Raw genomic sequence first — 24345 nt, forward strand, 5'->3', positions numbered from 1 at the left:
CGATGCGTATCACATCCGTCAAGGAAATCACCGTTCCGCTCGAAGGCAATGTCGCCAATGTGTTCGTCAACTTTTCGGAGCACACCATTTCGCTCGTCGCGCTCGAAACCGATGTCGTGCGCAACGGCAAGCCCGTCACCGGCTATGCGTTCGATTCCATCGGCCGCTTCGCGCAAGGCGGCATTTTGCGCGATCGCATGATTCCGCGCCTTCAGGCCGCGAAGCCCGAGAGCCTGCTGGATGCATCGGGCGAAGCCTTCGATCCTGAAGCCGTGCTCAAGACCGTGATGCGCAACGAAAAGCCCGGCGGCCACGGCGATCGCGCGGCGGCGGCGGCCGCGATCGAACTGGCCGTGTGGGACTTGAACGCGAAGTTGCTGGACGAACCGGCGCACGTGACCATCGCGCGTCGCTACGGTCGTCAGGGCAAGCGCGACGGCGTGAATGTGTACGCGGCTGGCGGCTACTACTATCCAGAGGACAGCACGCAGCGTCTGGTCGACGAGTTCGCGTGTTACCGCGACATGGGCTTCGATTCGTTCAAGATGAAGATCGGCGGCGCGGATCTCAAGACGGATATCGAGCGCATCGAAGCGGCGCTGACGGTCGCGAAAGAAGGGCAGCGTCTGGCAGTCGATGCCAACGGCCGCTTCGATCTCGACACCGCGCTCGCCTATGCAGACGCCATCACGCCGTTCGATCTGCGCTGGTACGAGGAGATCGGCGATCCGTTCGACTTCGATCTGAACCGGCAAGTGGCGCAGGCCTTCGCGGGACGTATCGCGACGGGCGAGAACCTGTTCTCGCTTCAAGACGTGACGAATCTCGCGATGTACGGCGGCATGCGCGCGGGCAAGGATTACTTCCAGATGGACCCGGGTCTCGCCTACGGCCTCACCGAATACGCACGAATGATCGACATGCTGGAGGCGCGCGGATTCCGTCGCGTGGATGTGCATCCGCATGGCGGGCATCTGATCAATCTGCATATCGCCGTGGGCCTCGAACTTGGCGGATGCGAGGCGTATCCCGGCGTGTTCCAGCCGTTCGGCGGTTATGCGTCGGGTTGCGGCATCGGCGGCGGACTCGTGCGTCCGACCGATGCGCCGGGCTTCGGCCTCGAAGAAAAAGACGGACTGCGCCCGTGGCTGGCGCGTCTTGCTGACTGAACGATTCGAAGGATACGCAATGGCAACGACAGTTTTCGACTCGGTTCTTTTCCGCGACATGTTCGGCACGCCCGAGATGCGCGACGTGTTCTCCGACGAGGCCTATCTCAGGCGCTGCATCGACGCGGAGACCGCGCTGGCGCGCGCGCAGGCACGCACCGGTCTGATCCCCGAGACAGCGGCGCGCGACATCACGGCGCAAGCGGATTTCGGCAAGCTCGATCTCGACCAGTTGCGGCACGAGACGGAGATCGTCGGTTATCCGATTCTGCCGCTCGTGAAGCAGGTCAGCGAGATGTGCGGCGAAGCGGGGCGCTATCTGCACTGGGGCGCGACGACACAGGACATCATGGACACGGCGACGATGCTGCAATGCGCGCAATGCGTCGCCATCGTCGAGAAGCAACTGGACGATGTGCGCGAGGCTTTGCGCGAACTCGCCGCGAAACATGCCGATACGGTGACGGCCGGTCGCACGCACTTGCAGCATGCGTTGCCGGTGACGTTCGGCTTTCGCGCCGCTGTGTGGTTGTCGGCGTTGAATCGTCACGCCGAACGGCTCGCGCAGGCCAAAGCGCGCGCGTTGATGGTGGAATTCGGCGGCGCGGCGGGCACGCTGGCATCGCTCGGCAATCACGAACGCGCGCTCGAAACGCGCAAGCTGTTCGCGCAAGAACTCGGCCTGCGCGATCCGGAGATCACCTGGCATGTCGCGCGCGACGGACTATGCGAACTGGTGTCGCTGCTGGCGAACATCGGCGGTGCGCTCGGCAAGATCGCGCTCGACGTGATGATGATGGCCGCATCCGAGTTCGGCGAAGTGGCGGAACCCTTCGTGCCCGGACGAGGCGCGAGTTCGACCATGCCGAAGAAGCGCAATCCCATTTCGAGCGAACTGATGTTCGCAGCGGCCAAGATGCTGCGCGAACGCGCGGCGCTGATGCTCGACGCGACGATGCACGATTTCGAGCGCGCGACCGGTCCGTGGCATCTCGAATGGAGCGCAGTGCCGGAGAGTTTTCTGCTGATCGCGAGCGCGCTGCATCAGGCGAATTTCATGTTGCGCGGTCTGCATGTCGATAGCGAACGGATGCGGCGCAATCTCGATCTCACGGGCGGTTTGATCGTCGCCGAAGCGGTGATGATGGGACTCGCGCCGGCCATCGGCCGTCAGCATGCACACGATGTCGTCTACGATGCGTGCCGCGTCGCGATCGAAAACGACCGCACGCTGTATGACGTGCTCAGCGAAAACGCGCAGATTCGCGATCGTCTCGACGATGCGCAACTGCGATCGCTGACGGATCCGGCCAATTATCTCGGCGCGGCCGCGCACATGGCGCGGCGCGTGGCCGATGCTACTTCGTCGTATAGCCGCCGTTGATCAGGATGGTCTGGCCCGTGACCCACCAGCCGTCGCTGACCAGCAGCCGGATAAATGGTACGACATCCTGAATATCGGTCAAGCCGGTCTTGGAGAACGCCGACAGCGCCGCCGCGGTCTTGTGATACGCGACGGCGTCCTCGCCTTCGTCGGGATAGAAGAAGGGCGTATCCATCGGGCCCGGACCGACTGCCGTCACCGATATCCCGCGCGCACCGAACTCCTTCGCCGCCGCACGCGTGAAGTGTTCGACCAGCGCTTTGGTGCCCGCGTAGGCCGCATAAAACGGCGTGAAGGCGCCGAGGAGCGAGGTCACGAGCGTCACGATCTTACCGTTATCGTTAACGTGCTTGCCCGCTTCCTTGAGAAAGAAAAACGCGGTCTTGGCATTCACCGCCGTCATCTCGTCGTACTCGGCTTCGGTGATATCGACGAACGGTTTCTTCAGAACTTTGCCCACGGTATTGATGGCGATATCCGGTCGCCCGACGGCCGCCGTGACATCCGCGAACAGCTTTTCGACCGCGCCCGCCGACGTCAGATCGGCTTGAAACGCCACGGCCTTCGCGCCTGCTGCCTCGATCGCGGCGAGCGTTGCGTCGGCTGCGGCTTTTGAGCTCGCGCTGTTGTAGTGGATCGCAACCGCTTTCGCGCCATGTTTCGCGAGATCCTTCGCGATCAGCCCGCCCAAATTTTTCGCGCCGCCCGCGATGATGACCGTCTTGCCCTCGATGCTGTGGTTTGCCATGCCCGTCCCCAGTGGCGAGGCCGCCTCATGCAGCCTCCAACGTCGTCGATAATATATTCTGGAAAAATGCCGACAATCCCGCGTTTCTGACTTCACTGGTCAGAAAACCCGAACAACGACGCATCGGCCAAGTCTTCGTCGATATCGGCAAAGCGAGAGTCATTCATGGATCGCATCGAGTTGTTTTGCGTGTTCGCGCGCGTGGTGGAATGCGCGAATTTCACCCGCGCCGCCGATACGCTCGGCATGCCGCGCTCGTCGGTGTCCGCAGCCATTCAGGAATTGGAAGGGCGGATCGGCGCGCAATTGCTGCATCGGACCACGCGCAAGGTATCGGCGACGCACGATGGCGAAGCCCTCTACGAGCGATGCCTGCGCCTGATCGCCGATGTCGAGGAAACCGAGAATCTGTTCCGGCAGACGTCGGTCGGTCCGAGTGGCGTGTTGCGCGTCAATGTGCCGGGGCGCGTGGGGCGGCTGGTCATCGCGCCTGAACTGCCGCACTTTCTCGCGGCTTATCCGAAGATCGACATCACGCTTGGCCTCACGGATCGCGCGATCGACCTGATCGAAGAGCGCGTCGATTGCGTGGTGCGCGTCGGCAAGTTGCACGATTCCGGCATGATCGCGCGGCCAATCGGAGAGTTGCATCTGGTCAATGTTGCGAGTCCTAAGTATCTGTCGCAATACGGCGTGCCGCTTACGCCTGCCGATTTGCGCGATCATCAGGTCGTTCAGTATGCGTCGCCGTCGACCGGTCGTATCGCGCCTTGGGAATGGGCCGACGGCGACACCGCGCGCGCCATGACGACGCAGGGACGCGTGACCGTCAACAGCGCCGAGGCGTATATCGCCTGCTGTCTGTCGGGCCTTGGTTTGATCCAGATTCCGGCGTATGACGTGCGGGATCATCTGCGTAGCGGCGAATTGGTCGAAGTGATGCCGGATCATCGCGCGGCGCCGATGCCGATGACGTTGCTTTATCCGCATCGGCAACATCTTTCGCGACGGGTGAAGGTGTTCGCCGACTGGCTCGACGCGGTGTTGAGCGCGCGGGTGATGGAGGGCAGCGAAAGCGCCTGATATCGCACTTTTCTTTCGATTTCCCTATGCAGATTACTTGCCGCGTGCCGATAACCACATTGTTCGATGTGTTCGTCGCGCTTTTGCGTGGCGGTGTAAATAAAAAGTAAACCGGGAATCACAATGAAACGAAGCACCATTCTGGCGATGCTGCTCATTGCTGCATCCCTCGTCGCGGGCTGCGCGGGCGGCCCCGAGGTGCGCACCGTGGGCTATAAGCGGCAGCAGCCGACGCCCGTCGGCAGTCTTCTGATCGTCGTCGACGATACGCTGTTCCGCCAGGCATCGCGCATGCGCAATGGTCACGATTTCGCCAGCACGCTGGGCGCGACGCTGAGAGACGCGTCGGCGCCCATTCCGGTGACGCTGCTGCAGATCGACTCGGAAACGGATGCGCGCGCCTTGCCGCGCACGATCATGTCGTCGCACGCGACGCAGATCATGCTGGTCAAGGCCACGCGCGTCACGACGACCAATAGAGGCGAGGCCGAAGCCGTCTGGCAACTCACGCTCTCCGATGTCAACGCGTCCTATGTCCCCGACGAGCGCGATCATTCCCGGACGAATACGCGTGTGGAAATGCGGCCGTTCTATCGCGAGCAGATCAGTTCGGTCGTCAGGGTGGGCATGGATTTTCTGACGGAAGGCATGGACAAACGTGCGCAAGACATGGGACTCGCGATCGCCGCGCGTATGCGCGAGGATCACGTGCTGACATCGGCGCATCCGCTGTGAGTCGAACGGCTCTCGGCAGGTCTCCTACCGCCAACGGTCGTTGCCGGAACGGAATACGGAGACCTTCTTTCCTTCGAAACTTTCCTGCATGCCTTGCAGGCAATTCGGCGGGCACATCACCATGTTGTCGCCGCTTTTGCCTCCAGCGGTGACGGCGCGATACACGACGGATTCGATCAGCGTGCCGTCGGCGGCAATGACCATGTTCAGATCGGTCTCGACGCCGGCCGGCATAGCGCCGCCTGCTTCATAGACGATTTTCATCGTGCCGGTGCAGTCGGAGTTCACGGAGTAGGTGCCGCTCTGCGCCGGATTGAACGTGGTCTTTCCGCCTTTCGGCAGTCCGGCGATCATGCCGAAATCCGTGCGGGTGAAATGCCCTATTCCGTCGAATGTGATCAGGGCCACGTCATCGAGCAGGGATGGCGGGCTTATAGTATGGACCGTTCCGTCGTCGGCTATCAGGCCGAGAATCGTTCCGTGGCCGATGAATCCGAACGCGCCTCGTAAGGTCTCGTTGGTGCATCGGCCATCGGCGTGGGCAGCGCCGCTTAGAGAGAGAAGCGCGACAGCCAGCGTCGATGCGGCGCGTAATTGCTTGATCATCACGTTCACCTTTTTGCAAGCGGCTCGAACGCGGCGCATGGCGGATGCAGTCGTACCTGACCGGCCGCGTCGAACGCTCGAGCCAGAGGGAAAGGAGCAGGCATGGCGAAGCCCGGCGCTTTCATGCGCGCCGGTCGAGAACGAGTGGTATCAGCGTGACCCGGAGAACATCGGTAAGCGACCGAAGCCGGGCGAAAACGGCTAGCGATTCACCAGGCAGTTGTTTGCAGCCCGGTGGCGGGACGCGCGCGCAAGAGGAGCGCCGAAGTCCGCGACGATATGACTTTGTAAGTCGGCTGTGCAATAAAAGTCTGCGTAGCACGACGAAGTGTAGTTCACAACGCGCAGCGCATCCAGACAGTTTCGGTATGTATAATAAGTGCTTAAAGAAGCGCGAACGTTTTACTAACGCCGGGAATGAGCCACGCGTGCCCATGCGCCGAGGTAAGCGGGCGGCTGCATGACGCCGTCGAGCGAAACGATTTCATCGCGCAAGCGAGTCGTCAGCGTATCGATGTCGATACTGTCAGCATCGGCAATGCCGAGGTGTTGTGCGAGCGGCATGAGCGTGCGCAGCGTATCGGCGAGGTATTGATAGGCGAAGGCATCGGGACCGCCTTCGATACGCGCGGCCAACAGCATGTCGGGATCGGGAAGGCCTGCCTGGCGGAACAGCGTGAATAGCTTCGACCCTATATCGGGATCGATGCCCGCACGCCTGAATGTCTCGATCAGCAGACGCAGTCCCTTCGTGCATAGCGGCGACTCGGGCACCGAGCGCGCCGTGCTCATGTCGAGCTCATGAAAGACCACGAGCGTGCCCGGCGAAGCCGTCGATGCGACACGCGCGAGCAGCTGCACGGGATCGGGAATATGTAGGAGGATAAGCCGGCCAATAATGGCGTCGACGTTGCTGAAATCGAAGTCCATCACGCCGGCGACATCGAAGTGCACGGATGTCATGCCTGCACTCGCGGCCCGCTGACGCGCGATGTCGATTGCGCCGGGCGCGGCGTCGATGCCACGCACATCGCCCATCGGACCGACGAGCGATGCCGCCAGAAACGAGACATCGCCGATGCCGCAGCCGAGGTCCAGCACGCGCATGCCGGACACGAGTCTCGCGCGTTTCAGTATGTCTTCGGTAAAACCGCCGATATAACGTGCCTGCAGTTCGAGCCGTCGAACTTCGGTTGCCGAGTGACCGAGCTTGTATGCGTGCTGCGCCGGAGCAGGCGAGTCCATGATCGTGTCTCCTGTCGATAAGCCTACAAATTCATGATAGATGTCGCGATAGAGACAGGAGAACAAAGTCTCGGGGTCAGGCGCCATGAGCCTGCCTTACAAAACGCATATACTGTGACGCGCCTCCAACCAAAAACTCGAACATGCGCATACTTCATTTCGCGTCTCTGACGCTCGCCAGCGCCGCTATTCTCTTGAGCGGATGTGCTGCCACACTGCAAACGCAGAACACAAACTCGACAACGGAAAAGACGGCGGAGACCGGCATCGTGGTTCCGCCGTCGGCCACGCATACCATCGTGTTGCGCATGAACGGATCGAAGGTTGCGACGACGGCATCGGACTGGCCGCGCGTGCAGACCGAGTGGCGCGAAGCGCTCGAAGGCGCATCGCAAGATGCCAGTTCCACTTTCGTCGATGAAACCGTCAAACGCAGCTCGCGCACCGGCGCGGGCACGGTGGTCGATGTCTACGTGGAAGACTTCCATTTCGTTGCGCTCGGCGCACGTTATACGCTGGGCATCATGACCGGCAACGCCTTTATTCAGGCACGCGTGGCATTCCGCGATCTGCAAAGCGGGCGGGTATTCGGCGAACGCAACTACAACACGTCGTCGTCGGCATGGCAGGGCATGTTCGCGCCGACATCGGACAAGCAGACACGCGCTATTGCGTCGGATATCGTCAAGCAGATCAATCCGCGTTAAAGCGGGTTCGGTTCGCCAGGGAAGATTCGTACGCTTGCTGCTCGGATCAAAGCTCGACGACATCCATGACCGCATCGGCAAACGCTTTCGGCGCTTCCTGAGGCAAGTTGTGCCCGATGCCTCCCGTGACCTCGCGGTGCTGATATTTGCCAATGAATTGCGTTGCATAAGCTTGCGCCGCTTGATGCGGTGCGCCGTTTGCATCGCCTTCGAGCGTGATGGTGGCGACCGCAATTTTTGGCGCCTGCGCCAGTCTCTTTTCCAGGGCGTCGTACCGAGATTCGCCTTGTGCGAGTCCTAGCCTCCACCGGTAGTTGTGGATGACGATTGCCACGTGATCGGGGTTGTCGAACGCCTGGGCCGTGCGCGCGTAGGTTGCATCGTCGAATCGAAATTTTGGCGATGCGTTGCGCCAGATCAACTTGTTGAATTCTTCCCTATTCGCAGCGTAACCTTTGACGCCGCGCTCGGTCGCGAAGTAGTACTGGAACCATGCTTGCAGTTCGGCCTGTGGTAACGAAGGCGTGCGGTTCGCCTCCTGACTGCCGATCAGATATCCGCTGACGGACACCAGCGCGCGGCATCGCTCGGGCCATAGCGCGGCCACGATGTTCGCCGCGCGGCCGCCCCAATCGAATCCGGCGAGTATGGCCTTTTCGATGTTCAGGGCGTCCATCAACGCGATGATGTCCGCGGCGAAAACCGATTGCTGGCCGTTACGTATCGTGTCGGCGGAAACGATGCGCGTGGTGCCGTAGCCCCTTAAATACGGCACGATCACGCGATGGCCCGATGCGACCAGGATGCGGGTAACGTCGTAGAAGCTGTAGATGTCATGAGGCCAGCCGTGCAGAAGCATCACGACCGGACTGTCGCGCGGACCTTCGTCTACGTATCCGACGTTCAATTCGCCAGCTTCGATCTGACGGATTGAATCGAATGAGGCGATCGACGATGTCTGCTGCGAACCAACGATCCGCGAATCGTCGCTCGCTTTGGATAATGTGGAATGAGATAGCAAGCTCAGCGTCGCGAGCGCCGAGCCGCCACCAAGCATCCGGCGTCGTAGAAGGTTGAATGAGTTGAACACGGTTGATTTTTATGAAAATTAGGAAAACGAACAAATACTTCGACGCTCAACGCTGCGAGTCAGTACGGATGCAGATCGCGCACGGGACTGACCGATTCCAGCAGCGCGCCGAGGTGCAGAATCGTCGATTCCGCCAGCCAGGGCGATACCAGTTGCACACCGACCGGCAGTCCCTCGCTGCTCGTGCCGAAACGCAAGGCGAGACCGGGCAGCCCCGTCACGTTGAGGAAAGCCGTTGCATCCATCACGTGCAAGGAAGACACCGACTGACCGTTGATGTTGAACTCGCTCGCATCATGCGCATGTGCGGGAACGGGCGTGACGGGACAAAGCAAGGCGTCGTAACGCTGGAAATACGCGGCGAAGCCATCACGCATTGCCTCGATCTGCTGTTCGGCTTCGACGAAGTCTTTAATCGATGTATCGGGCGTGTCGAAGATGGCCCGAACATGCTTGTAGATCAGATCCTCATGTCCGGCGGTAACTTCTTTGAAGGCGGGCTTCGTTTCCATTGCCTGTAACTTCCAAAGCAGGTCCAGCGCATTGATCTGTTCGAGAACGGGAATGCGCACCGGCTCCACGATGACGCCTGCGCCTTTCAGCGCCTCCGCCGCTGCTTCCACGGTCGATGCGACGTCTTTGTCGATCGCCCCGAAGCCCGGTTTAACGAGCCAACCGACGCGAATCGGCCGATTCGGCTTCGCGCCGACGCCGGTGTCCAACGCAGGCAGCGTGGTGGAAAATCCGTCGGCACCGTCGAGACCGGCAAGCAGTGAGTAGCCGAGCGCGACATCGCGAACCGTGCGCGCCATCGGGCCAGCATGCCAGAAGCGGCGGGGCACGCGCGGCCAGATACCCGTCATGGGAATGCGTCCGTGTGTCGGCTTCAAACCGACGACGCCCGTCAACGCTGCCGGGCCGCGCACGGAAATGGCGATGTCGGTGGCCAGTCCGATCGGCGACAAACCCGCTGCGATTGCAGCTGACTCTCCGCCGCTCGAGCCGCCCGGCGTGCGTTCGAGATTCCACGGGTTGAGTGTGCGGCCCGAGAGCAGATTGTCGCTCTCGATCCAGAACGAGAACTCGGGCAGATTAGTCTTTGCAAGCAGGATAGCGCCGGCGCTTTTCATACGCGCGACGGTGGGCGCGTCGGTAGCGGGTATGCGTTCTTTAAAGATGGGCGAGCCCAATTGCGTCGGCACGCCTGCCGTATCGAAGGAGTCCTTAGCGGTGAAGGGAACGCCATGCAAGGGTCCGAGCGTTTCGCCGGCCAGTGCCGCGGCCTCTGCGGCTTTCGCGGCTTTGAGCGCGTCGTGCGCGACGGTGACGACAGCGTTGATCTCCGGATTCATGATCTCGATGCGCTCGAGATGCGCTTTTACGACTTCGACGGGCGACAGCTCTTTGGTGCGAATCAGTTCGGCCAGCTTGGTTGCATCTTTGCGGATGATGTCGGAATTCATGACGTGCCTGCGATGGTGGTTGAAAGAAACAAACCGAGGCATCAATATACCTAACGTTTGTTAGGGTTGGATACTAGGCGCTATACTTTCACTCGTCAACAGCTTTCTATGGACCGGGAGCATGAACCAACCCAACACCCAATCCAGCGACAAAATCCTGATGGCCGCGACAAAAATGGCGCAGGCGCATGGATACGGGGGATTGAATGTCCGCAATCTTGCTGCAGATGTCGGCATCAAGGCAGCGAGTCTTTACCATCACTTTCCGAGCAAGGCGGACCTCGCCGCCGCGGTCGCACGGCGCTACTGGGAAGATGCGGCATCGACGTTGAACGAGCTCGGCAAGGAAACAGGCGATGCTGTCGAGAGCCTGCGACAGTACCCGGACGTGACGTTCCGCAAGTCGCTCGAAAACAGCAACCGCATGTGTCTGGCGAGCTTCATGAACGCCGAATACGACGGCTTGCCCGAGATCGTGAAAGCGGAAGTTCGGACATTCGCCGACGTCAATGTCGAATGGTTGAGGAAGACATTGATTGCAGCGAAAATCGTCGGCTCTAAAGAAGCCAAACGACGTGCGAGCGCGATCTTCGCTGCGGTGGTCGGCGCGCAACTGCTGGCACGCGGCCGATCGGACATCGAGATGTTCGATATGTTGATCGACGGCTATCGCGCGAGCGGGTTGCTGCCGAAATAAGGCTTTGGCTCAAACGCTCGCGCAGCCGTGACGATTCAACTGACGTATTGAGCGACGCCGTGTCCGTAGGACCAGTTTTCCTTCTTGACCTCGACGAGGTTGATGAAGACATTCTCCGGCTATACGCCCGGTGAGATCGCGAGGCCATCGCAAATGGCCTTGTAGAGCGCCTTCTTCTGCTCGACGGTGCGTCCTTCGTTCCAGGTTATCTGAATGATGACAAGGTTCTCGTCTCGTTCGATGCCGAGATAAGTCGGGTCGAACTGAAAATTGGCGATGTCGTGTTCGCTGACGATGACGAAGCGGTCGTTCAACGGCACGTTTGCACCGAGCATCGCTTCGTACACGGTCTGGCCAAGCTGTTGACGATAACTGGCGCTCTTTCCTTTCAGCACTTCAATTCGTACGAGGGGCATCATTTTCCTCCGCAAAGGGTCGATGAATTATCTGCATATGCAGGCACTATCGCAAAATATCAGCATATGCTAGTATTTCGTTCAAGTAGCCGAGCCACGAAACGAACATGACCAAACCGACCTTGAGCGAACACGGCCCTTGTAGTTGCACTGCGCTACGCAAGGCGAACCGTCGAATTACGCAGATCTACGACGCAGCGTTGGCGCCGACCGGATTGAAAATCACGCAGCGGGCGATTCTTGCGCAAGTAGGGCGCTCCGGGATGATCGGGATCGGCGCGCTGGCCGAAGCGCTCGTCATGGACGCGGGAGCGCTTGCGCATACGCTCAAGCCGCTCGACCGGGATGGCCTGGTATCGATCGATCCTGATCCGGACGACCGTCGCCATCGCATTGTCAGCCTGACGTCTTCGGGCCGGGCGAAGCTCGCGGAGAGCGATGCGCTTTGGATTCAGGCGCAGACGGCGTTCGAATCCGCAGTCGGAAAGGCTGAAGCGCGCGCGCTGCACAAAGCGCTCGCTCGGCTGAGCGATGGGAATTTTCTCGCGGCGTTCGAGGCCGGCTTCGCCACGGGCGCGAAAAAATGATTGACCGCTACTTCAGGAATATTTCGCTGAAATCCGTCGACGCGAGATGGTCCAGTAGCGTGAGAAGCCGCCGGGTTTCTTCCGTACCAAGTACGGCTTCGAAGCGTTTTTGCGTTGGGCGCCATCGTTGCTGTGCCTCGCGCAATTTAACGCGGCCTTCGGCGGTGAGTGTGACGAGCCGTCGCCGGCCGTCGTCGGGGTCCTTGTCCAGCAAAACCCAGCCGTCACGAACGAGGGGTTTGAGCGTGTGTCCCAAGGCTGAAAGATTCATCACGAGGTCAGCGGCGAGTTCGCTCTGGGTCGCGGCCTTGAGTTTTTCGATCGAACGCAAGAGGTTGTACTGGGCTGCATTAATGCCCGTCGGCGCGAGCGCCTGGTCGTATAGTTGGCCCACGCCACGCATGGCACGCCGCAACGCGCCATAGCTACAGGCGCTGGTTGAGATATGTCTGGTCGTCATGCTTCGCTCGTTTAGACTGCTTTTCATATTATGGCATATGCCACTAATTTTTAATCTGACCTCGACGACAACTTAAAGCAGTGTAGATAGTGGTATATGCCATTATTTTTGTCGTGGAACGGTGACCTTAACCGCGTACGAAGAATCCGATGAACAAGAACTTTCTGCTCCTGCTCTGTGTCTCCGTGCCGTCGTTCATGATCAATCTGGACGCGAACATCGTTGCTGTGTCGCTTAGTTCGAACGCCAAGTCGTTGCACGCTGATTTTTCGTCGATCGAATGTGTCATTTCTGCCTATACCCTGGCGTTTGCCAGCCTGCTCATGCCGGCAGGGGCGCTCGCCGATCGTTTTGGGCGAAAGCGCGTGCTGGTGCTTGGGCTGAGCATTTTTACGGTGGCGTCGTTTGCTTATGGTGCCGTGTCCTCTGTCCTGATGTTGAATATCTCGCGCGCGGTTCAGGGCGTCGGAGCGGCGCTATTGCTAAGCGCGGCATTGGCTGTGCTCTCTCATGCCTTTCACGGGAAAGAACGGGCCAAGGCGTTTGCGTTTTGGGGATCGGTGATCGGCATTGGCGTGATGCTCGGTCCGGTCATCGGCGGGTTGATTACGCAATTCTTTGGATGGCAATGGGCCTTCTATGTCAATTTGCCGATCGGCGTGGCGATCATCGCGCTTACCTTGTACGCCGTGAGCGAATCGAAAGACCCGGCGGCCAGTCGACTCGATCTGTTGGGCGTGCTGTCGTTCAGTGGCTTTCTCGGGCTGCTGACGTGGGCGTTGATCTCGGGCAATCGCGAAGGGTGGAATAGCCGCGCCGTGTTGTGGCGCGCGGCGATTGCCGGACTCTTATTGATTGGATTCCTGGCGGCCGAGCGGCGCGAGTCCCGGCCAATGGTCGAACTCGCCTACTTCAGGAAGCGCACGTTCCTGGGCGCGAACATCGCGGGCGTCGCCTATCCGGTGACGTTCCTGACCATGCTGACGTATCTGCCGTTCTTCTTTCAAAGCGCGCTTCGCCAATCGCCGCTTGTCGCTGGTTTGATGATGCTGCCGCTTGCGGCTCCGCTGTTTATCGTGCCTCGCATCGTGTCGACGTATCTGGATCATCGGCTGTCCGGGCGCGCTCTGCTGTCGGTTGGGCTGAGCCTCGTGTTCGTTGGCCTGTCGCTCACGTGTGTCGTCATCGGACGATTGAGCTATCCACCGGTTCTGGGCTCGATGTTTGTCGCATCGCTCGGAGCGGGCATCTTGAACGGGCAGGTGCCGAAAGTGAGCATGACGGTGATCCCTGTCGAACGAGCGGGGATGGCATCGGGCATTGCCGTGACGGTTCGCTTCAGTGGATTGGTCGTTGGCTTCGCTGCTTTGGGGGCGGTGTTGTTCGCGAGCATCGGCGGCGACGTGCTGCTCAATTTCCCATTGGCGTCGGCGCGGGAGCAGGCGCAAGTAACGCTTCTGATCACCAATGGCAACCTCTCAGGCGCGGCGCAAGTGCTTGCACGCGAACATGTCGACGTGGCGAGCCTTATCGCGATTCTTGCTCGCGGATATCAGATGGTCATGAGCGTGGCAGCAGCGATTGCGATGATTGCACTCGCCTTCACCTGGTGGTTGACCGATGCTGCGGAGACCGCGCCTCACATTGCCGGTGGTCAAGGCACGGTAGAAATATTGCTCGATTGAATTTTAAATGATTCGGAATCGAAAAGAATGAGAATGATCATGCGTTATCAGTTCCTTGGTCGAAACTGCGGCCTCAAAGTCTCTGAGCTTGCGTTAGGCGTTGCGCTTTTCGGTACCCAGTGGGGCTATGGATCCGAGCCCGCGGACGCGCGGTACGTCTTCGACCGCTTGAAGCTGGAGGAAACTTCTTCGATACGTCCGATAGCTATCAATTCGGGCAATCGGAATCGATATTAGGCGAGTTCGTTCAGTCCATGCGCGATGACGTGATCATCGCCAGTAAGTACAGCGGCGGTGCGGCGAAGGAAGCATCGTTGACCAAGACCGGAAACAGCCGCAAGAACATTATTTACTCGGTCGAGCAAAGCTTGAAGCGGCTGAAAACCGAGTACATCGATCTGTACTGGGTACATCACGCGGACAATGTCACGCCGTTCGAAGAAATCCTGCGTGGCCTCGACGATCTCGTGCGCGACGGCAAAATCCTTTACGCAGGCGTATCGAATTTTCCGGCCTGGCGCGTGTCGCGCAGCTGCGCTGCTTGCGGAAATGCGTGGCTGGACGCCTCTGGTCGGCGTGCAATTCGAGTACAGCCTCGTTGAGCGGAGCGCCGAGCGCGAACTATTGCCGATGGCGGAGAGCCTGGGGCTCGCGGCGTTGCTATGGTCGCCGCTTGCGGGCGGTCTGCTGACAGGGAAGTATCGTGTCGGAGAAAAAGGCCGTCTCGAAGGCATGGGCCGCGTGATTCGCACGGAAAAGACCGCGCATGATACGCAGATCGTCGATGCGGTGCTGCTGGCCACGAAGGAACTCGGCAGAACGCCTGCGGAGGTTGCGCTTGCATGGACCCGCGAACGTGCACGTCGCGCGTCGACTGCGGTGATTCCGATTATCGGGCCGCGCACGGTCGAGCAACTCGACAACAATTTATCGGCGCTGGACATTGCCTTTCCGGACGAACTTTATGATCGTCTGGATCAGGTCAGCTCGATCAATCTCGGTGTTCCGTTCGAAGTCAATCTGGAGACTTATCCTAAGTTGCTTGGAGGAGACCTGTCGCGCGTCGATGTTCCAATCACGAAGGCTATTTAACACGCGACAAAAGCTGCACTATATGTTCGCATAGGAATGCAGATCGATTTTCCAAACGCTCAAAACTTTAATCTATAGCTCGATACAATGTCCCACTCACCTGACATTCAACGCCGGAACCTCATGAAAGCTTCTGCTCTTCTGGGTGGTCTGGCGGTATTGCCGGTTTCCGCTTCGCCGCAGACTCGGCAAAGCAGCAATAAAATGAATCGCGCCACGCTGGAAGATGTTCCGTTGAGTTCAGGGGCCAAACTCACGATCGAGCGCCGCGACTCTATCGCGTTAATCGGAATAAACCGGCCTGACATTCAGAATCGGATCGATCCAGAAACGTACCTCGCGTTGGCCAGAGCCCTCTATACATTCGACAACGATAGCTCGCTACGTGCTGCCGTTGTCTTCGGCCATGGCGAAAACTTTTCTCAAGGGATCGATGTCACCGCGTTTGCACCCGTCATTGCATCCGGACAGCCTTTCCTTCCTGAATTGGAGCACGAGTCACACGATCCGCTGGAAAAGGCATCGCCCGACCGGCTGTCGAAGCCTTTGATCGCGGTAGTTCATGGCGATACGTGGAATATGGCGCATGAAATCTTTCTTGCCGCCGATATCCGAGTCGCCGCGAATAACACGAACTTCGGGCAGGACGAGAACACCCACGGCCGCTTTCCTGGTGGCGGTTCGACCGTGAGATTCGTGCGTGAGGCCGGATGGGGCAATGCCATGCGTTACATGCTCACGGGGGAACACTGGAACGCAGACGAGGCATATCGGATGGGGCTGGTACAACATGTCGCGAATTCGGCGAGCAATGCGTTGTCCGTCGGACTGGATATCGCGAAACGAATTTCGGCCTGCGCGCCGCTCGGTGTGCGTACGACACTCGAGTCTGCCCATTTGGCTATCGTGCCTTATGAGACGCCTGCGTTGTCGAAACTCGATGCGCAGTTCGGACAACTCTTTCACACGCGCGACTTTGCGGAGGGACGCAAGGCGGACGCCGAAGCACGCAAACCGGAGTTCAAGGGATACTAAAAGGCGTGACTCAGACGTTGCATGCAAGCCGCGCTTTGCACACAACGTCTGAATCGCGCTTGTGCTTTAATCCTTAACGCTCACACACCGAAACCCCGCATAAACATACTGGTAATGCCCTTGAAACCAGTTACGAAAACTCGGCCGTAACATGCACGCCGCCGTTCTCGGCGAGCCGCCCTTCATCACGAAGTGCTTGCCGTCGTAAAAGTTGGCGGAGTAGCCAAGATAAAACGGAAACGGCTCGAAGCCTTCCAGCGGCCCGAATGTCGTCGACGTCCATTCCCAGCCATTGCCGAATTGTCCTTCGACGCCGAACGCGCTGACATTTTCCGGATGTGCCTGCACCGGTGACGGATCCCATCGCCGGAAATCGAAGTTGCCTTCCGCGACGTGCGGCGCGCCGTGCGCCGCGCGTTGCCATTGCGCCTCGGTCGGCAGCGTCTTGCCTTGCCAGCGCGCGAACGCATTCGCTTCCGCATAACTCACATAGACGGGCCAGTCGAGCGGCAGGTCGATCTCGTCGAACATCGTCCGAAGCGTCCAGCCGCCCGATTCGCAACGCGACCAGAAAGCGGGATGCGCAACCGATTCATCCTGCTTCCATTGCCAATCGGCGTCGCTCCACAGCGCGCGATTGTCGTAACCGCCCGCATCGACGAAGCGCAGGTAATCGCCGTTCGTCACCATGAAGCGATCCATCTCGAACGCCGGCACGTCGACGCGCACCTCACCGAATTCGTTGTCCCAGCCGAACCGTCCGCTGTCGCACGTGAGTCCGAGCGTCGCTTCGCCGGCGGGCACGCGCACGGTTTCTTGCGTCGGCGGCTGCTTCGCCGTGCGCTCGATGCGTGCATCCGATGGCGCAATTTTTCTATCGACCGGCAATTGATGCAGCATGTACGCGAGCGTTTCCGCGTGCATCAGCCGATGCTCGATGGCGACTTCGAGCAGTTGCGCGGCGGATTCGTCGGGAGAAAGGGGATGAGCGGCGAGGTCGACCGGATCGAAACACGCGTCGATATCCGCCCGCACGTGATCGCGATACGCGCGCACTTCGTCGAGCGTCGGCCAGTCGGATGCCTGATCGGTCGGCAGGCCGCCATCGACAGGATCGATGCCGAACGCGAACAGCTCGTCGTAGGCGGCGTTGGGGCTGGGCAGGTCGAACAGGCGCTTGTCGAACAGATTGCGGTCGAACGCTTCCAGATGCCCGATGTAAAACACGATGCGGTGACGCTCTGGAATCGGCCTGTCGTACAGATGTTCGGGCTGAACGATGCCGAACAGGGCGTCGGTGACGCGGCGCGCCTCGTCGAGGCGCTCGAGCAGCGGGTGATGCAGGGAAGGTTCGCGATTCATGTCGCTGAGTCTCCGGGTGCAGGCCAACTAAGGAGACTAAAGCGTAGCGAACCGCATGCCAACCTAATTATCCGGCCCGTTTATTCGCGATGCCGCAATAATCGCGTGCGGCACCGCGCCGGAGAAGGCCGGCGTCAGATTTGCCGAAGCCCGTCGAAATCGCGGATGCGGATGGATTTGCCGTGTGCGTCGATCAGACCGAGCTTGGCAAAACGCGATAGCGTGCGGCTGACGGTTTCGAGCGTCATGCCGAGATAGCTGCCGATATCGTCGCGCGTCATGCGCAGCGTGAACTCGGCGGCGGCGTATCCGCGCCGCGCGAGCCGCGCCGACAGATCGAGCAGCAGGCGCGCGACGCGTTCGTCCGCGCGCAGCATGCCGAGCCGCACGACGTGATCGGATTCGCGGTTGATCGCCTGACTCATCATCCGGTGCATGCGCCGTTGCAGCGCGTCGGATTCGCGACAGACGCGTTCGAACAACGCGTACGGCACGACGCATACGGAACTGTCTTCCAGCGCGACCGCATCGCACGCATGGCGGCTTTCGCCGATGCCGTCGAGGCCGAGCGCGTCGCCCGCGAGCAGCAGGCCGGTGACCTGTTCGCGGCCGCCTTCGTGGACGATCACGGTCTTGATGGAACCGGAGCGCACGGCGTAGAGGGAGTCGAACGCGTCGCCGGTGCGGAACAGCGCGTCACCGCGACGCACGCGGCGCGTGACGGAAATCACGCGCTCCAGTTTGACGACATCGTTCGCGCAGAGGCCTTCGGGCACGCACAGATGACACATGGCGCAGCTCGTGCACTGCGCGGCGTTGCGCCGGACTCGGGAAAGGTCGGACATGACGCTCGTTCCTTGATAAATGACAAAACGATTGTCCCACGCCGTTTCTGGCCCGAACCCGCGAAAAAATGCCGCGCCCCTGTTTTGGCAATTTTTGACGTCAGGCCTTGTCGTCTTCGCCTTCCGCCGCCTCGCTGCCCGCCGCCGACGGAATCAGCAGCACCGGCAGCGTCGCCTGCCGCAAACATTGTTCGGCGATGCTGCCGAGAATCAGCCGTTGAAAGCCCTTGCGCCCGTGCATGCCCATCACCAGCAGATCGGCGCCGAACGCCTTGGACGCGGCGATCACGAGCGTCGCGACGTCGTCGGCGGCGGTGGCTTCGACGGTCACGACTTCGCCGGTGACGCCGCGCTTTTTCATCGCGTCGGCGGCTTCCTGCGCGAGCGACGCGCCTTGCTGCATCAGGCTCGAGTGCAGCGAGGACGGGTCGTAGCCGGGCACATCGAGATACATCGGCCCGCTCTCGACGACGTAGTACGGCTGCAACACGGCGCGATGCGTCGCGGCGAGTTCGATGGCGGCATCCAGCGCGCGCTGCGAGGTGCGGCTGCCGTCGATGGCGACGAGAATCTTCGTGAACATGGCGCTTGCTCCTGTTGTTTTTGATGGCCGGTTCAGGATACCGGAGCCCTGTCGCGTACGCGCCGCGCATTTTTGCGATGGGTCGATTCGTCGCAATCGAGCACGTACAATTCGTACTTTCCCGGTATCAGCGCCAGCTTAACAGCAGACGCGCCCATTCCTCAGCATTTTTCCAGCCCGCCCCGCATGTCGACCACGAGCCCGCCGCAGTCCCCGCCGCAATCCGCCTTGTCGTTCAGAACCGCGCTGTACGCGATGCTCGGCATCGGTCTCGTCAATATGCTGGTGGCGCTCGATCAGACCGTCGTGAGCACGGCGCTGCCGTCGATCGTGGCCGAATTGCACGGTTTCGAGTTCTACGCGTGGATCGCGAGCGCGTATCTGCTGGCGTCGGTCGTGACGGTCCCGGTATTCGGGCGGCTCGGCGATTACTTTGGCCGCAAGCCCTTCGTGATCGCGGCGGTCATCACCTTCACGGTGGCGTCGGTGCTGTGCGGACTCGCGCCGAACATGCTGTTTCTGGCGCTCGCGCGCGGCTTGCAGGGCGTCGGCGGCGGCATGATGGTCGGCACCGCGTTCGCGTGTATTCCCGATCTGTTTCCCGATGCGCGCACCCGCGCGCTGGCAGGTCGTGCTGGCGGCGGCTTACGGCATCGGCACGGCGGCGGGGCCGTCGCTCGGCGGCTGGATGAGCCAGCACTGGGGCTGGTGCTCGACTTTTCTCGTGAACCTGCCGGTGGGCGCGGCGGCGTTGTATTTCATCTGGTCGCATCTGCCGAATCTGCACCGGCCGCGCGAGGGCAGCGTGAAGATCGACTGGCTCGGCACCGCGCTCGTCGCGCTCGTGCTGGGCGGGTTTCAGGCGCTGATCGAGCCGCTGCCGAAAGACGGCTTGTCGACCGGCAATCTCGTGCTCGGCGCGGTCGTGATCGTCGCGGCGGCGGCGCTCTACATCTGCGAAAAGCGCGCGACGCATCCGATCATCCCGCTCGATATCTTCCGCGATCCGCAACTGAACACGCTGTTTACGCTGTCGTTTCTGGCCGGTTTCGTGATGTTCTCGCTGATTTTCTTCGTGCCGCTGATGCTGCAAGGCGGCTTCGGCCTGTCGCCGCAGGCGGCCGAACTGCTCGCGACGCCGATCGCCGCGTGCATCGCGCTGGGCAGCTTCATCAACACGCGCATCGTGATCCATCTGAAGAAGCCGACGATGATTCTCTCCATCGGCTTCACGCTGCTGCTGATTTCGTCGGCGGGGCTGTCGTTCGTGCGCGCCGCGACGCCGCATCCGTGGGTCGCGCTGTCGATGGCGGCAACCGACATCGGGCTCGGCTTCATCCTCAACAACATGAATATCTTCGGGCAGGAGATCGCGGGGCGCGAGCGTTTCGGCATCACCACGGCGCTGCTGCAATCGACGCGCATGGTCGGCGGGATGCTCGGCACGAGTATCGTCGGGACGATCGTCTCGCATCACTATGCGAGCGTCGTCGAGCGCACCTTCAGCGTGCTCGGCGCGGCGACGTAGACGCAATGGCTGCCGCGTTTCGTCGATCCGCGCATTCTCGTCGATGAATCCGTGCGCGATATGCTGCTCGGCGATCTCGGCCGCGCCGGACTCGATGCGTCCGCGCTGTTCGACGCCGCGCGCGACGCGCTGGTGCAGTCGATTCACATCGGCACGATGCTGACGACCGTCGCGGCGCTGGTGGCGGCGTTGCTGGTGCGGCGGATTTCGCACATCGTGTTCCGCAAGGCGGGGACGTCATCCGCGGCGCAATCGGAGACGCCGACCGCGCATTGATCGGCCGCGTCGGACGGAACGCTTCCACGTTTCGCGGGTCTTTCGCCTTAAGCGTGCCGCGCGACGATCCGGCATGCATCGTGCGTCGCCGAACTTCCACACTCATCGCCGCACGCCGCCGTCCGACGCGCGCGGGCGGCGTCATCGCACCTTGGCGGAAACGAAGTCGCCCGCGCGCCTGTCAACGCGCCGCGCCGAGCCGACCACGCCGATCATGTAGAGGAGCCGACATGAAGATCACCGGAGAAATGCTGATAGGCGCATCCGCCGTGCGGGGCGCGGACGCCGCGCTCCACGCGTTCGATCTCGTCAACAATGCAGATCTCGAACCCGCGTTCGGCGGCGGCGGCGCGAAGGAAGTCGCGCGCGCCTGCGAACTTGCCGATGCCGCGTTCGATCCGTATCGCGCCGCGCCGCTCGAAACGCGCGCGCAGTTTCTCGAAGCGATCGCGGACAACATCATCGCGCTGGGCGATACGCTGATCGATCGCGCCTGCGCCGAATCCGCGCTGCCGAAGGCGCGCATCGAAGGCGAACGGGCGCGCACGGTCGGCCAGTTGCGGCTGTTCGCGTCGCTGGTGCGCGAGGGGCGCTGGATCGCTGCGACGCTCGATTCCGCCCAGCCCGAGCGCAAGCCCTTGCCGCGCTCGGATCTGCGTTTGCAAAAGATTCCCGTCGGACCGGTCGCGGTGTTCGGCGCGAGCAATTTCCCGCTGGCGTTTTCGGTGGCGGGCGGCGATACGGCGTCCGCGTTCGCGGCGGGCTGTCCGGTCGTCGTGAAGTCGCATCCGGCGCATCTCGGCACGTCCGAACTCGTCGGGCGCGCGATCCAGAAAGCCGTCGCCGACAGCGGCTTGCCCGAAGGCGTGTTCTCGCTCGTCGTCGGCGATGGCAACGCGATCGGCGAGGCGCTCGTCGCGCATCCGGCGATCATGGCGGTGGGCTTCACGGGCTCGCGGTGCGGCGGGCTCGCGCTCGTCGATATCGCCGCGAAGCGCGCCGTGCCGATTCCCGTGTTCGCCGAGATGAGCAGCGTCAATCCGGTCTTCGCGCTGCCGGGCGCGCTGACGTCGAAGGGCGACACGCTCGCGTCGGCCTATATCGATTCGGTGACGCTGGGCGTCGGCCAGTTCTGCACCAATCCGGGACTCGTGTTCGCGCTGGAAGATTCCGACCTTGACGATTTCATCGATCACGCCGTCGCCGCGCTGGAGAAGAAGCAGACGCAGACGATGCTCACGGCGGACATCGCTAAGGCGTATGCGAGCGGCATCGAACAGCGCGATGCGTCGGGCGCGCAGCGCGTGGCGTCGGGCAACGCGGGCAAGGTATCGAGCGGCGCGCGGCCGGCGTTGTATCGCGTGAGCGCGGAGCAGTTTCTCGCGACGCCGTCGCTTGCCGACGAGATTTTCGGACCGACGTCGGTGATTGTCGTATGCCGCGACGAAGACGAGATGATCGCCGCCGCGCGCCATCTCGAAGGCCAGCTGACCGCGACGCTGCTGATGGAAGCCGACGACGTCGATCTCGCGCGCCGCCTGATGCCGGTGCTCGAGCGCCGCGCCGGGCGCATTCTGGCCAATGGCTTTCCGACGGGCGTCGAGGTGTCGTACGCGATGGTCCACGGCGGGCCGTATCCGGCGACATCCGACAGCCGCTCGACATCGGTCGGCGCGATGGCGATCGAGCGGTTTCTGCGGCCGGTGTGCTATCAGGACATTCCGGCGACGCTGTTGCCGGAGGCGCTGGCGGATGACAATCCGCTGAGTTTGTGGCGGTTGAGGGATGGGGAGTTGGGGCCGAATTGAATCTGCCAATTATCTGCCACGCGAATAAACGCCATTTATTCGCGTGGCAGATAATTTCATTCCTAGTCGTTGACGAGATATCTGCAAGGTGAATAATATAATATGCGTTTATTCGTCTTGCAGATATTTTCTATGGAACGTGTCATCGTCATTCCGGCTAAGATGGGGAGCGTCCTTGCAGCAGGACGCAGACGCGCAGGGCTGACGCAGTCCGAGGCGGCGGCGAGACTCGGCGTCAGTCAAAGCCGCGTTTCGACTCTCGAACGAAATACGGGTGCGTTGACACTCGATCAACTCCTGACCATGCTCGCCGCGTATGGTCTCGAACTGACCATTCGCGATCGCCCCGAACTGCACGAACTGCGTCAGGACGAGGCCCAGTGGTGACGACAGGACGGAAGGCGCACTCTCGCGCGCTGTCGATCTGGGCGAACGGACAACGGATAGCTGTCTGGCGTCTCCCCACGCGTGGGCAGGCAGAACTGATTTACGATCCCGATTGGATTGCCTCCGCCGAAGCGCGCCCGCTATCGTTATCGTTGCCCATTCCGCCGGACAACTCGCCTATCAGAGGCGAGCAGGTCATCAACTATTTCGACAATCTTCTGCCAGACAGCGAGCCGATTCGCCGTCGCATCGCCCAGCGCTTTCATACCGGCGGCGCCGACGCGTTCGAGCTGCTGCAAGCCATCGGACGGGATTGCATCGGGGCCGTGCAACTGCTCGGCGAGGACGAAGCGCCGGCAGATGTGCGCGCGATCGAAGGCTCGCTCCTCGATGAAGCCGGTGTCGAACATCTGCTGGATCAGGCTGCGAGCGGAGATCCGTTCGGTCTTGATACCGAAGACGACTTTTGCATCTCTCTTGCAGGCGCGCAGGAAAAGACCGCGCTGCTGTTTCATGACGGACGATGGTTCAAACCGCACGGCTCGACGCCTACGACACATATCCTTAAATTGCCGCTTGGACTTGTCGGCAATCGTCGCGCCGATCTGACGACTTCTGTCGAAAACGAATGGCTTTGCATGACGATCTTGAAGGCCTTCGGCGTGCCCGTGGCCAATACGTGGATCGAAACCTTCGGCGCGCGGCGCATGTTGGTGGTCGAACGTTTCGACCGGCGTTTGCAAGCGGAGGGCAACTGGATCGTTCGGCTTCCTCAGGAGGATTTCTGTCAGGTTGCGGGGTTGCCGTCGCACAAGAAGTATAAGGCAGATGGCGGTCCGGGCGTGCTCGATATCGCCATCACACTGCGCTTCTCGGTGGACCCTCGCCGCGATATCGAAACGCTGATCGCATCGCAGATACTTTTTTGGCTGCTCGCCGCGCCAGATGGACACGCGAAAAACTTCAGTCTTCGTCTGCTCGCGGGCGCGCGATATCACCTCACGCCGCTTTATGACGTGATGTCCATCTGGCCGGTGGAAGGCGATGGCGCGAGCCAATGGTCCTGGTATAAAGCGAAGCTTGCGATGGCCATTCCCGGCACCAGCAGGCACTATGCGTTCCGCGACGTCAAACGCCGGCACTTCAACGCGATGGCGCCGAAATGCGATTATGGCGCGAGCGCCGAGCCGATTATCGAACGAATCATCGAACGCACGCCGGCCGTAATCGATGCCGTGACCGAACTGCTGCCGGACGATTTTCCGGAACGCGTCGCGCAACGCATCTTCGACGGCATGCGCCGATCCGCCGCGCTGCTCGAATCAATGCCAGCCGACTGAATGCCTCTGCAAAA

General features: G+C 61.0%; 25 protein-coding genes and 1 pseudogene. 16 read left to right on the forward strand and 10 right to left on the reverse strand.

Translation table 11 applies throughout. The annotated features are described in order from the left end of the window. Window positions 1-2: 2 nt before the first annotated feature. Window positions 3-1169 (forward strand): enolase C-terminal domain-like protein, encoded by a 1167-nt coding sequence (locus BVER_RS03705; protein ID WP_050452134.1) that lies wholly within the window; start codon window positions 3-5, stop codon window positions 1167-1169. A gap of 19 nt (window positions 1170-1188) precedes the next feature. Beyond that, complete coding sequence (locus tag BVER_RS03710; RefSeq protein ID WP_050452135.1) at window positions 1189-2553, forward strand: class-II fumarase/aspartase family protein; 1365 nt, start codon at window positions 1189-1191, stop codon at window positions 2551-2553. Here the strand turns inward: BVER_RS03710 and BVER_RS03715 are convergent. After that, on the reverse strand, window positions 2528-3301 hold the full coding sequence (locus BVER_RS03715) for an SDR family oxidoreductase (protein WP_050452136.1): 774 nt from the start codon (window positions 3299-3301) through the stop codon (window positions 2528-2530). The genes BVER_RS03710 and BVER_RS03715 overlap by 26 nt on opposite strands. Window positions 3302-3466: 165 nt before the next feature. On the opposite strand from BVER_RS03715, the gene BVER_RS03720 reads away from it, so the two are divergent. Further along, entirely contained in the window at window positions 3467-4384 is a 918-nt protein-coding gene (locus tag BVER_RS03720) for a LysR family transcriptional regulator (protein WP_050452137.1), read from the forward strand. A 123-nt stretch (window positions 4385-4507) separates the two neighbouring features. Beyond that, window positions 4508-5119 carry a hypothetical protein gene (locus BVER_RS03725; RefSeq protein WP_050452138.1) on the forward strand — a complete coding sequence of 204 codons (612 nt, stop codon included), beginning with the start codon at window positions 4508-4510 and terminating at the stop codon, window positions 5117-5119. 24 nt (window positions 5120-5143) lie between these two features. Here BVER_RS03725 and BVER_RS03730 read toward each other — a convergent pair whose 3' ends face one another. Next, complete coding sequence (locus BVER_RS03730; RefSeq protein WP_050452158.1) at window positions 5144-5725, reverse strand: hypothetical protein; 582 nt, start codon at window positions 5723-5725, stop codon at window positions 5144-5146. 405 nt (window positions 5726-6130) lie between these two features. After that, on the reverse strand, window positions 6131-6970 hold the full coding sequence (locus BVER_RS03735) for a class I SAM-dependent methyltransferase (protein ID WP_050452139.1): 840 nt from the start codon (window positions 6968-6970) through the stop codon (window positions 6131-6133). A 269-nt stretch (window positions 6971-7239) separates the two neighbouring features. Between BVER_RS03735 and BVER_RS03740 the strand changes: the two genes are divergently transcribed. After that, window positions 7240-7677: a hypothetical protein gene (locus BVER_RS03740; RefSeq protein WP_157055918.1), complete on the forward strand. Its 438-nt coding sequence runs from the start codon at window positions 7240-7242 to the stop codon at window positions 7675-7677. Between the two features lie 46 nt (window positions 7678-7723). Here the strand turns inward: BVER_RS03740 and BVER_RS03745 are convergent, their stop codons facing one another. Together BVER_RS03745 and BVER_RS03750 are read right to left on the reverse strand one after the other, a co-directional pair. Next, window positions 7724-8767, reverse strand: a complete 1044-nt coding sequence (locus BVER_RS03745; protein ID WP_232316365.1) for an alpha/beta hydrolase — start codon at window positions 8765-8767, stop codon at window positions 7724-7726. A 59-nt stretch (window positions 8768-8826) separates the two neighbouring features. Beyond that, window positions 8827-10272 carry an amidase gene (locus BVER_RS03750; RefSeq protein WP_332309060.1) on the reverse strand — a complete coding sequence of 482 codons (1446 nt, stop codon included), beginning with the start codon at window positions 10270-10272 and terminating at the stop codon, window positions 8827-8829. Between the two features lie 79 nt (window positions 10273-10351). Here BVER_RS03750 and BVER_RS03755 point away from each other — a divergent pair, with 79 nt between their 5' ends. Further along, a complete protein-coding gene (locus BVER_RS03755) occupies window positions 10352-10927 on the forward strand; it encodes a TetR/AcrR family transcriptional regulator (RefSeq protein WP_050452143.1) in 576 nt (191 codons plus the stop codon). 119 nt (window positions 10928-11046) lie between these two features. On the opposite strand, the gene BVER_RS03760 is transcribed toward BVER_RS03755, so the two are convergent. Then, on the reverse strand, window positions 11047-11343 hold the full coding sequence (locus BVER_RS03760; protein WP_332309061.1) for a tautomerase family protein: 297 nt from the start codon (window positions 11341-11343) through the stop codon (window positions 11047-11049). A gap of 107 nt (window positions 11344-11450) precedes the next feature. Between BVER_RS03760 and BVER_RS03765 the strand changes: the two genes are divergently transcribed. Further along, entirely contained in the window at window positions 11451-11930 is a 480-nt protein-coding gene (locus BVER_RS03765; protein ID WP_050452144.1) for a MarR family winged helix-turn-helix transcriptional regulator, read from the forward strand. A 7-nt stretch (window positions 11931-11937) separates the two neighbouring features. Here BVER_RS03765 and BVER_RS03770 read toward each other — a convergent pair whose 3' ends face one another. Next, window positions 11938-12390, reverse strand: a complete 453-nt coding sequence (locus tag BVER_RS03770; protein ID WP_232316367.1) for a MarR family winged helix-turn-helix transcriptional regulator — start codon at window positions 12388-12390, stop codon at window positions 11938-11940. A 149-nt stretch (window positions 12391-12539) separates the two neighbouring features. Here BVER_RS03770 and BVER_RS03775 point away from each other — a divergent pair, with 149 nt between their 5' ends. The 4 genes from BVER_RS03775 to BVER_RS03785 all read left to right on the forward strand — a co-directional run bounded on the left by BVER_RS03775 (window position 12540) and on the right by BVER_RS03785 (window position 16202). Further along, a complete protein-coding gene (locus tag BVER_RS03775) occupies window positions 12540-14075 on the forward strand; it encodes an MFS transporter (RefSeq protein WP_050452145.1) in 1536 nt (511 codons plus the stop codon). A gap of 119 nt (window positions 14076-14194) precedes the next feature. Then, a complete protein-coding gene (locus tag BVER_RS35105; protein ID WP_198155153.1) occupies window positions 14195-14677 on the forward strand; it encodes an aldo/keto reductase in 483 nt (160 codons plus the stop codon). Beyond that, window positions 14625-15167, forward strand: coding sequence for an aldo/keto reductase (locus BVER_RS35110; RefSeq protein WP_198155154.1), 543 nt, complete (start codon window positions 14625-14627; stop codon window positions 15165-15167). Before BVER_RS35105 ends, BVER_RS35110 begins: the two co-directional genes overlap by 53 nt. 123 nt (window positions 15168-15290) lie before the next feature. Then, window positions 15291-16202 carry an enoyl-CoA hydratase-related protein gene (locus tag BVER_RS03785; protein WP_157055919.1) on the forward strand — a complete coding sequence of 304 codons (912 nt, stop codon included), beginning with the start codon at window positions 15291-15293 and terminating at the stop codon, window positions 16200-16202. Between the two features lie 66 nt (window positions 16203-16268). Here the strand turns inward: BVER_RS03785 and BVER_RS03790 are convergent, their stop codons facing one another. From BVER_RS03790 to BVER_RS03800, 3 genes are all read right to left on the reverse strand, one after another. Continuing rightward, complete coding sequence (locus tag BVER_RS03790; RefSeq protein ID WP_050452146.1) at window positions 16269-17564, reverse strand: SUMF1/EgtB/PvdO family nonheme iron enzyme; 1296 nt, start codon at window positions 17562-17564, stop codon at window positions 16269-16271. A gap of 134 nt (window positions 17565-17698) precedes the next feature. Next, on the reverse strand, window positions 17699-18409 hold the full coding sequence (locus BVER_RS03795) for a helix-turn-helix domain-containing protein (protein ID WP_083452031.1): 711 nt from the start codon (window positions 18407-18409) through the stop codon (window positions 17699-17701). A gap of 100 nt (window positions 18410-18509) precedes the next feature. Beyond that, window positions 18510-18992: a universal stress protein gene (locus BVER_RS03800; RefSeq protein ID WP_050452148.1), complete on the reverse strand. Its 483-nt coding sequence runs from the start codon at window positions 18990-18992 to the stop codon at window positions 18510-18512. Between the two features lie 255 nt (window positions 18993-19247). Here BVER_RS03800 and BVER_RS03805 point away from each other — a divergent pair. The 5 genes and pseudogenes from BVER_RS03805 to BVER_RS03820 all read left to right on the forward strand — a co-directional run bounded on the left by BVER_RS03805 (window position 19248) and on the right by BVER_RS03820 (window position 24331). Further along, window positions 19248-20796, forward strand: a pseudogene (locus BVER_RS03805) (MFS transporter). 73 nt (window positions 20797-20869) lie between these two features. Then, complete coding sequence (locus BVER_RS31150) at window positions 20870-21016, forward strand: hypothetical protein (protein ID WP_157055920.1); 147 nt, start codon at window positions 20870-20872, stop codon at window positions 21014-21016. Window positions 21017-21026: 10 nt separating this feature from the next. Next, window positions 21027-22604, forward strand: coding sequence for an aldehyde dehydrogenase (NADP(+)) (locus tag BVER_RS03810; protein ID WP_050452149.1), 1578 nt, complete (start codon window positions 21027-21029; stop codon window positions 22602-22604). A gap of 162 nt (window positions 22605-22766) precedes the next feature. Further along, the gene (locus BVER_RS03815) at window positions 22767-22991 is read left to right on the forward strand and encodes a helix-turn-helix domain-containing protein (RefSeq protein ID WP_332309063.1); all 225 of its coding nucleotides are present in this window, start codon (window positions 22767-22769) and stop codon (window positions 22989-22991) included. After that, a complete protein-coding gene (locus BVER_RS03820) occupies window positions 22988-24331 on the forward strand; it encodes a type II toxin-antitoxin system HipA family toxin (RefSeq protein WP_050452162.1) in 1344 nt (447 codons plus the stop codon). The genes BVER_RS03815 and BVER_RS03820 overlap by 4 nt, the downstream gene beginning before the upstream one ends. Window positions 24332-24345: the final 14 nt, after the last annotated feature.

Origin of the sequence: Candidatus Burkholderia verschuerenii (genome assembly GCF_001189365.1) — a bacterium.
GTDB classification, from domain to species: Bacteria; Pseudomonadota; Gammaproteobacteria; order Burkholderiales; family Burkholderiaceae; genus Caballeronia; species Caballeronia verschuerenii.

Coding starts and splice junctions, on each gene's coding strand:
- BVER_RS03705 (WP_050452134.1), top strand. CDS start 3: ATGCGTATCACATCCGTCAAGGAAATCACCGTTCCGCTCGAAGGCAAT.
- BVER_RS03710 (WP_050452135.1), top strand. CDS start 1,189: ATGGCAACGACAGTTTTCGACTCGGTTCTTTTCCGCGACATGTTCGGC.
- BVER_RS03715 (WP_050452136.1), bottom strand. CDS start 3,301: ATGGCAAACCACAGCATCGAGGGCAAGACGGTCATCATCGCGGGCGGC.
- BVER_RS03720 (WP_050452137.1), top strand. CDS start 3,467: ATGGATCGCATCGAGTTGTTTTGCGTGTTCGCGCGCGTGGTGGAATGC.
- BVER_RS03725 (WP_050452138.1), top strand. CDS start 4,508: ATGAAACGAAGCACCATTCTGGCGATGCTGCTCATTGCTGCATCCCTC.
- BVER_RS03730 (WP_050452158.1), bottom strand. CDS start 5,725: ATGATCAAGCAATTACGCGCCGCATCGACGCTGGCTGTCGCGCTTCTC.
- BVER_RS03735 (WP_050452139.1), bottom strand. CDS start 6,970: ATGGACTCGCCTGCTCCGGCGCAGCACGCATACAAGCTCGGTCACTCG.
- BVER_RS03750 (WP_332309060.1), bottom strand. CDS start 10,272: ATGCCTCGGTTTGTTTCTTTCAACCACCATCGCAGGCACGTCATGAAT.
- BVER_RS03755 (WP_050452143.1), top strand. CDS start 10,352: ATGAACCAACCCAACACCCAATCCAGCGACAAAATCCTGATGGCCGCG.
- BVER_RS03760 (WP_332309061.1), bottom strand. CDS start 11,343: ATGCCCCTCGTACGAATTGAAGTGCTGAAAGGAAAGAGCGCCAGTTAT.
- BVER_RS03765 (WP_050452144.1), top strand. CDS start 11,451: ATGACCAAACCGACCTTGAGCGAACACGGCCCTTGTAGTTGCACTGCG.
- BVER_RS03770 (WP_232316367.1), bottom strand. CDS start 12,390: ATGACGACCAGACATATCTCAACCAGCGCCTGTAGCTATGGCGCGTTG.
- BVER_RS03775 (WP_050452145.1), top strand. CDS start 12,540: ATGAACAAGAACTTTCTGCTCCTGCTCTGTGTCTCCGTGCCGTCGTTC.
- BVER_RS35110 (WP_198155154.1), top strand. CDS start 14,625: ATGCGTGGCTGGACGCCTCTGGTCGGCGTGCAATTCGAGTACAGCCTC.
- BVER_RS03785 (WP_157055919.1), top strand. CDS start 15,291: ATGAAAGCTTCTGCTCTTCTGGGTGGTCTGGCGGTATTGCCGGTTTCC.
- BVER_RS03790 (WP_050452146.1), bottom strand. CDS start 17,564: ATGAATCGCGAACCTTCCCTGCATCACCCGCTGCTCGAGCGCCTCGAC.
- BVER_RS03795 (WP_083452031.1), bottom strand. CDS start 18,409: ATGTCCGACCTTTCCCGAGTCCGGCGCAACGCCGCGCAGTGCACGAGC.
- BVER_RS03800 (WP_050452148.1), bottom strand. CDS start 18,992: ATGTTCACGAAGATTCTCGTCGCCATCGACGGCAGCCGCACCTCGCAG.
- BVER_RS31150 (WP_157055920.1), top strand. CDS start 20,870: ATGCATCGTGCGTCGCCGAACTTCCACACTCATCGCCGCACGCCGCCG.
- BVER_RS03810 (WP_050452149.1), top strand. CDS start 21,027: ATGAAGATCACCGGAGAAATGCTGATAGGCGCATCCGCCGTGCGGGGC.
- BVER_RS03815 (WP_332309063.1), top strand. CDS start 22,767: ATGGGGAGCGTCCTTGCAGCAGGACGCAGACGCGCAGGGCTGACGCAG.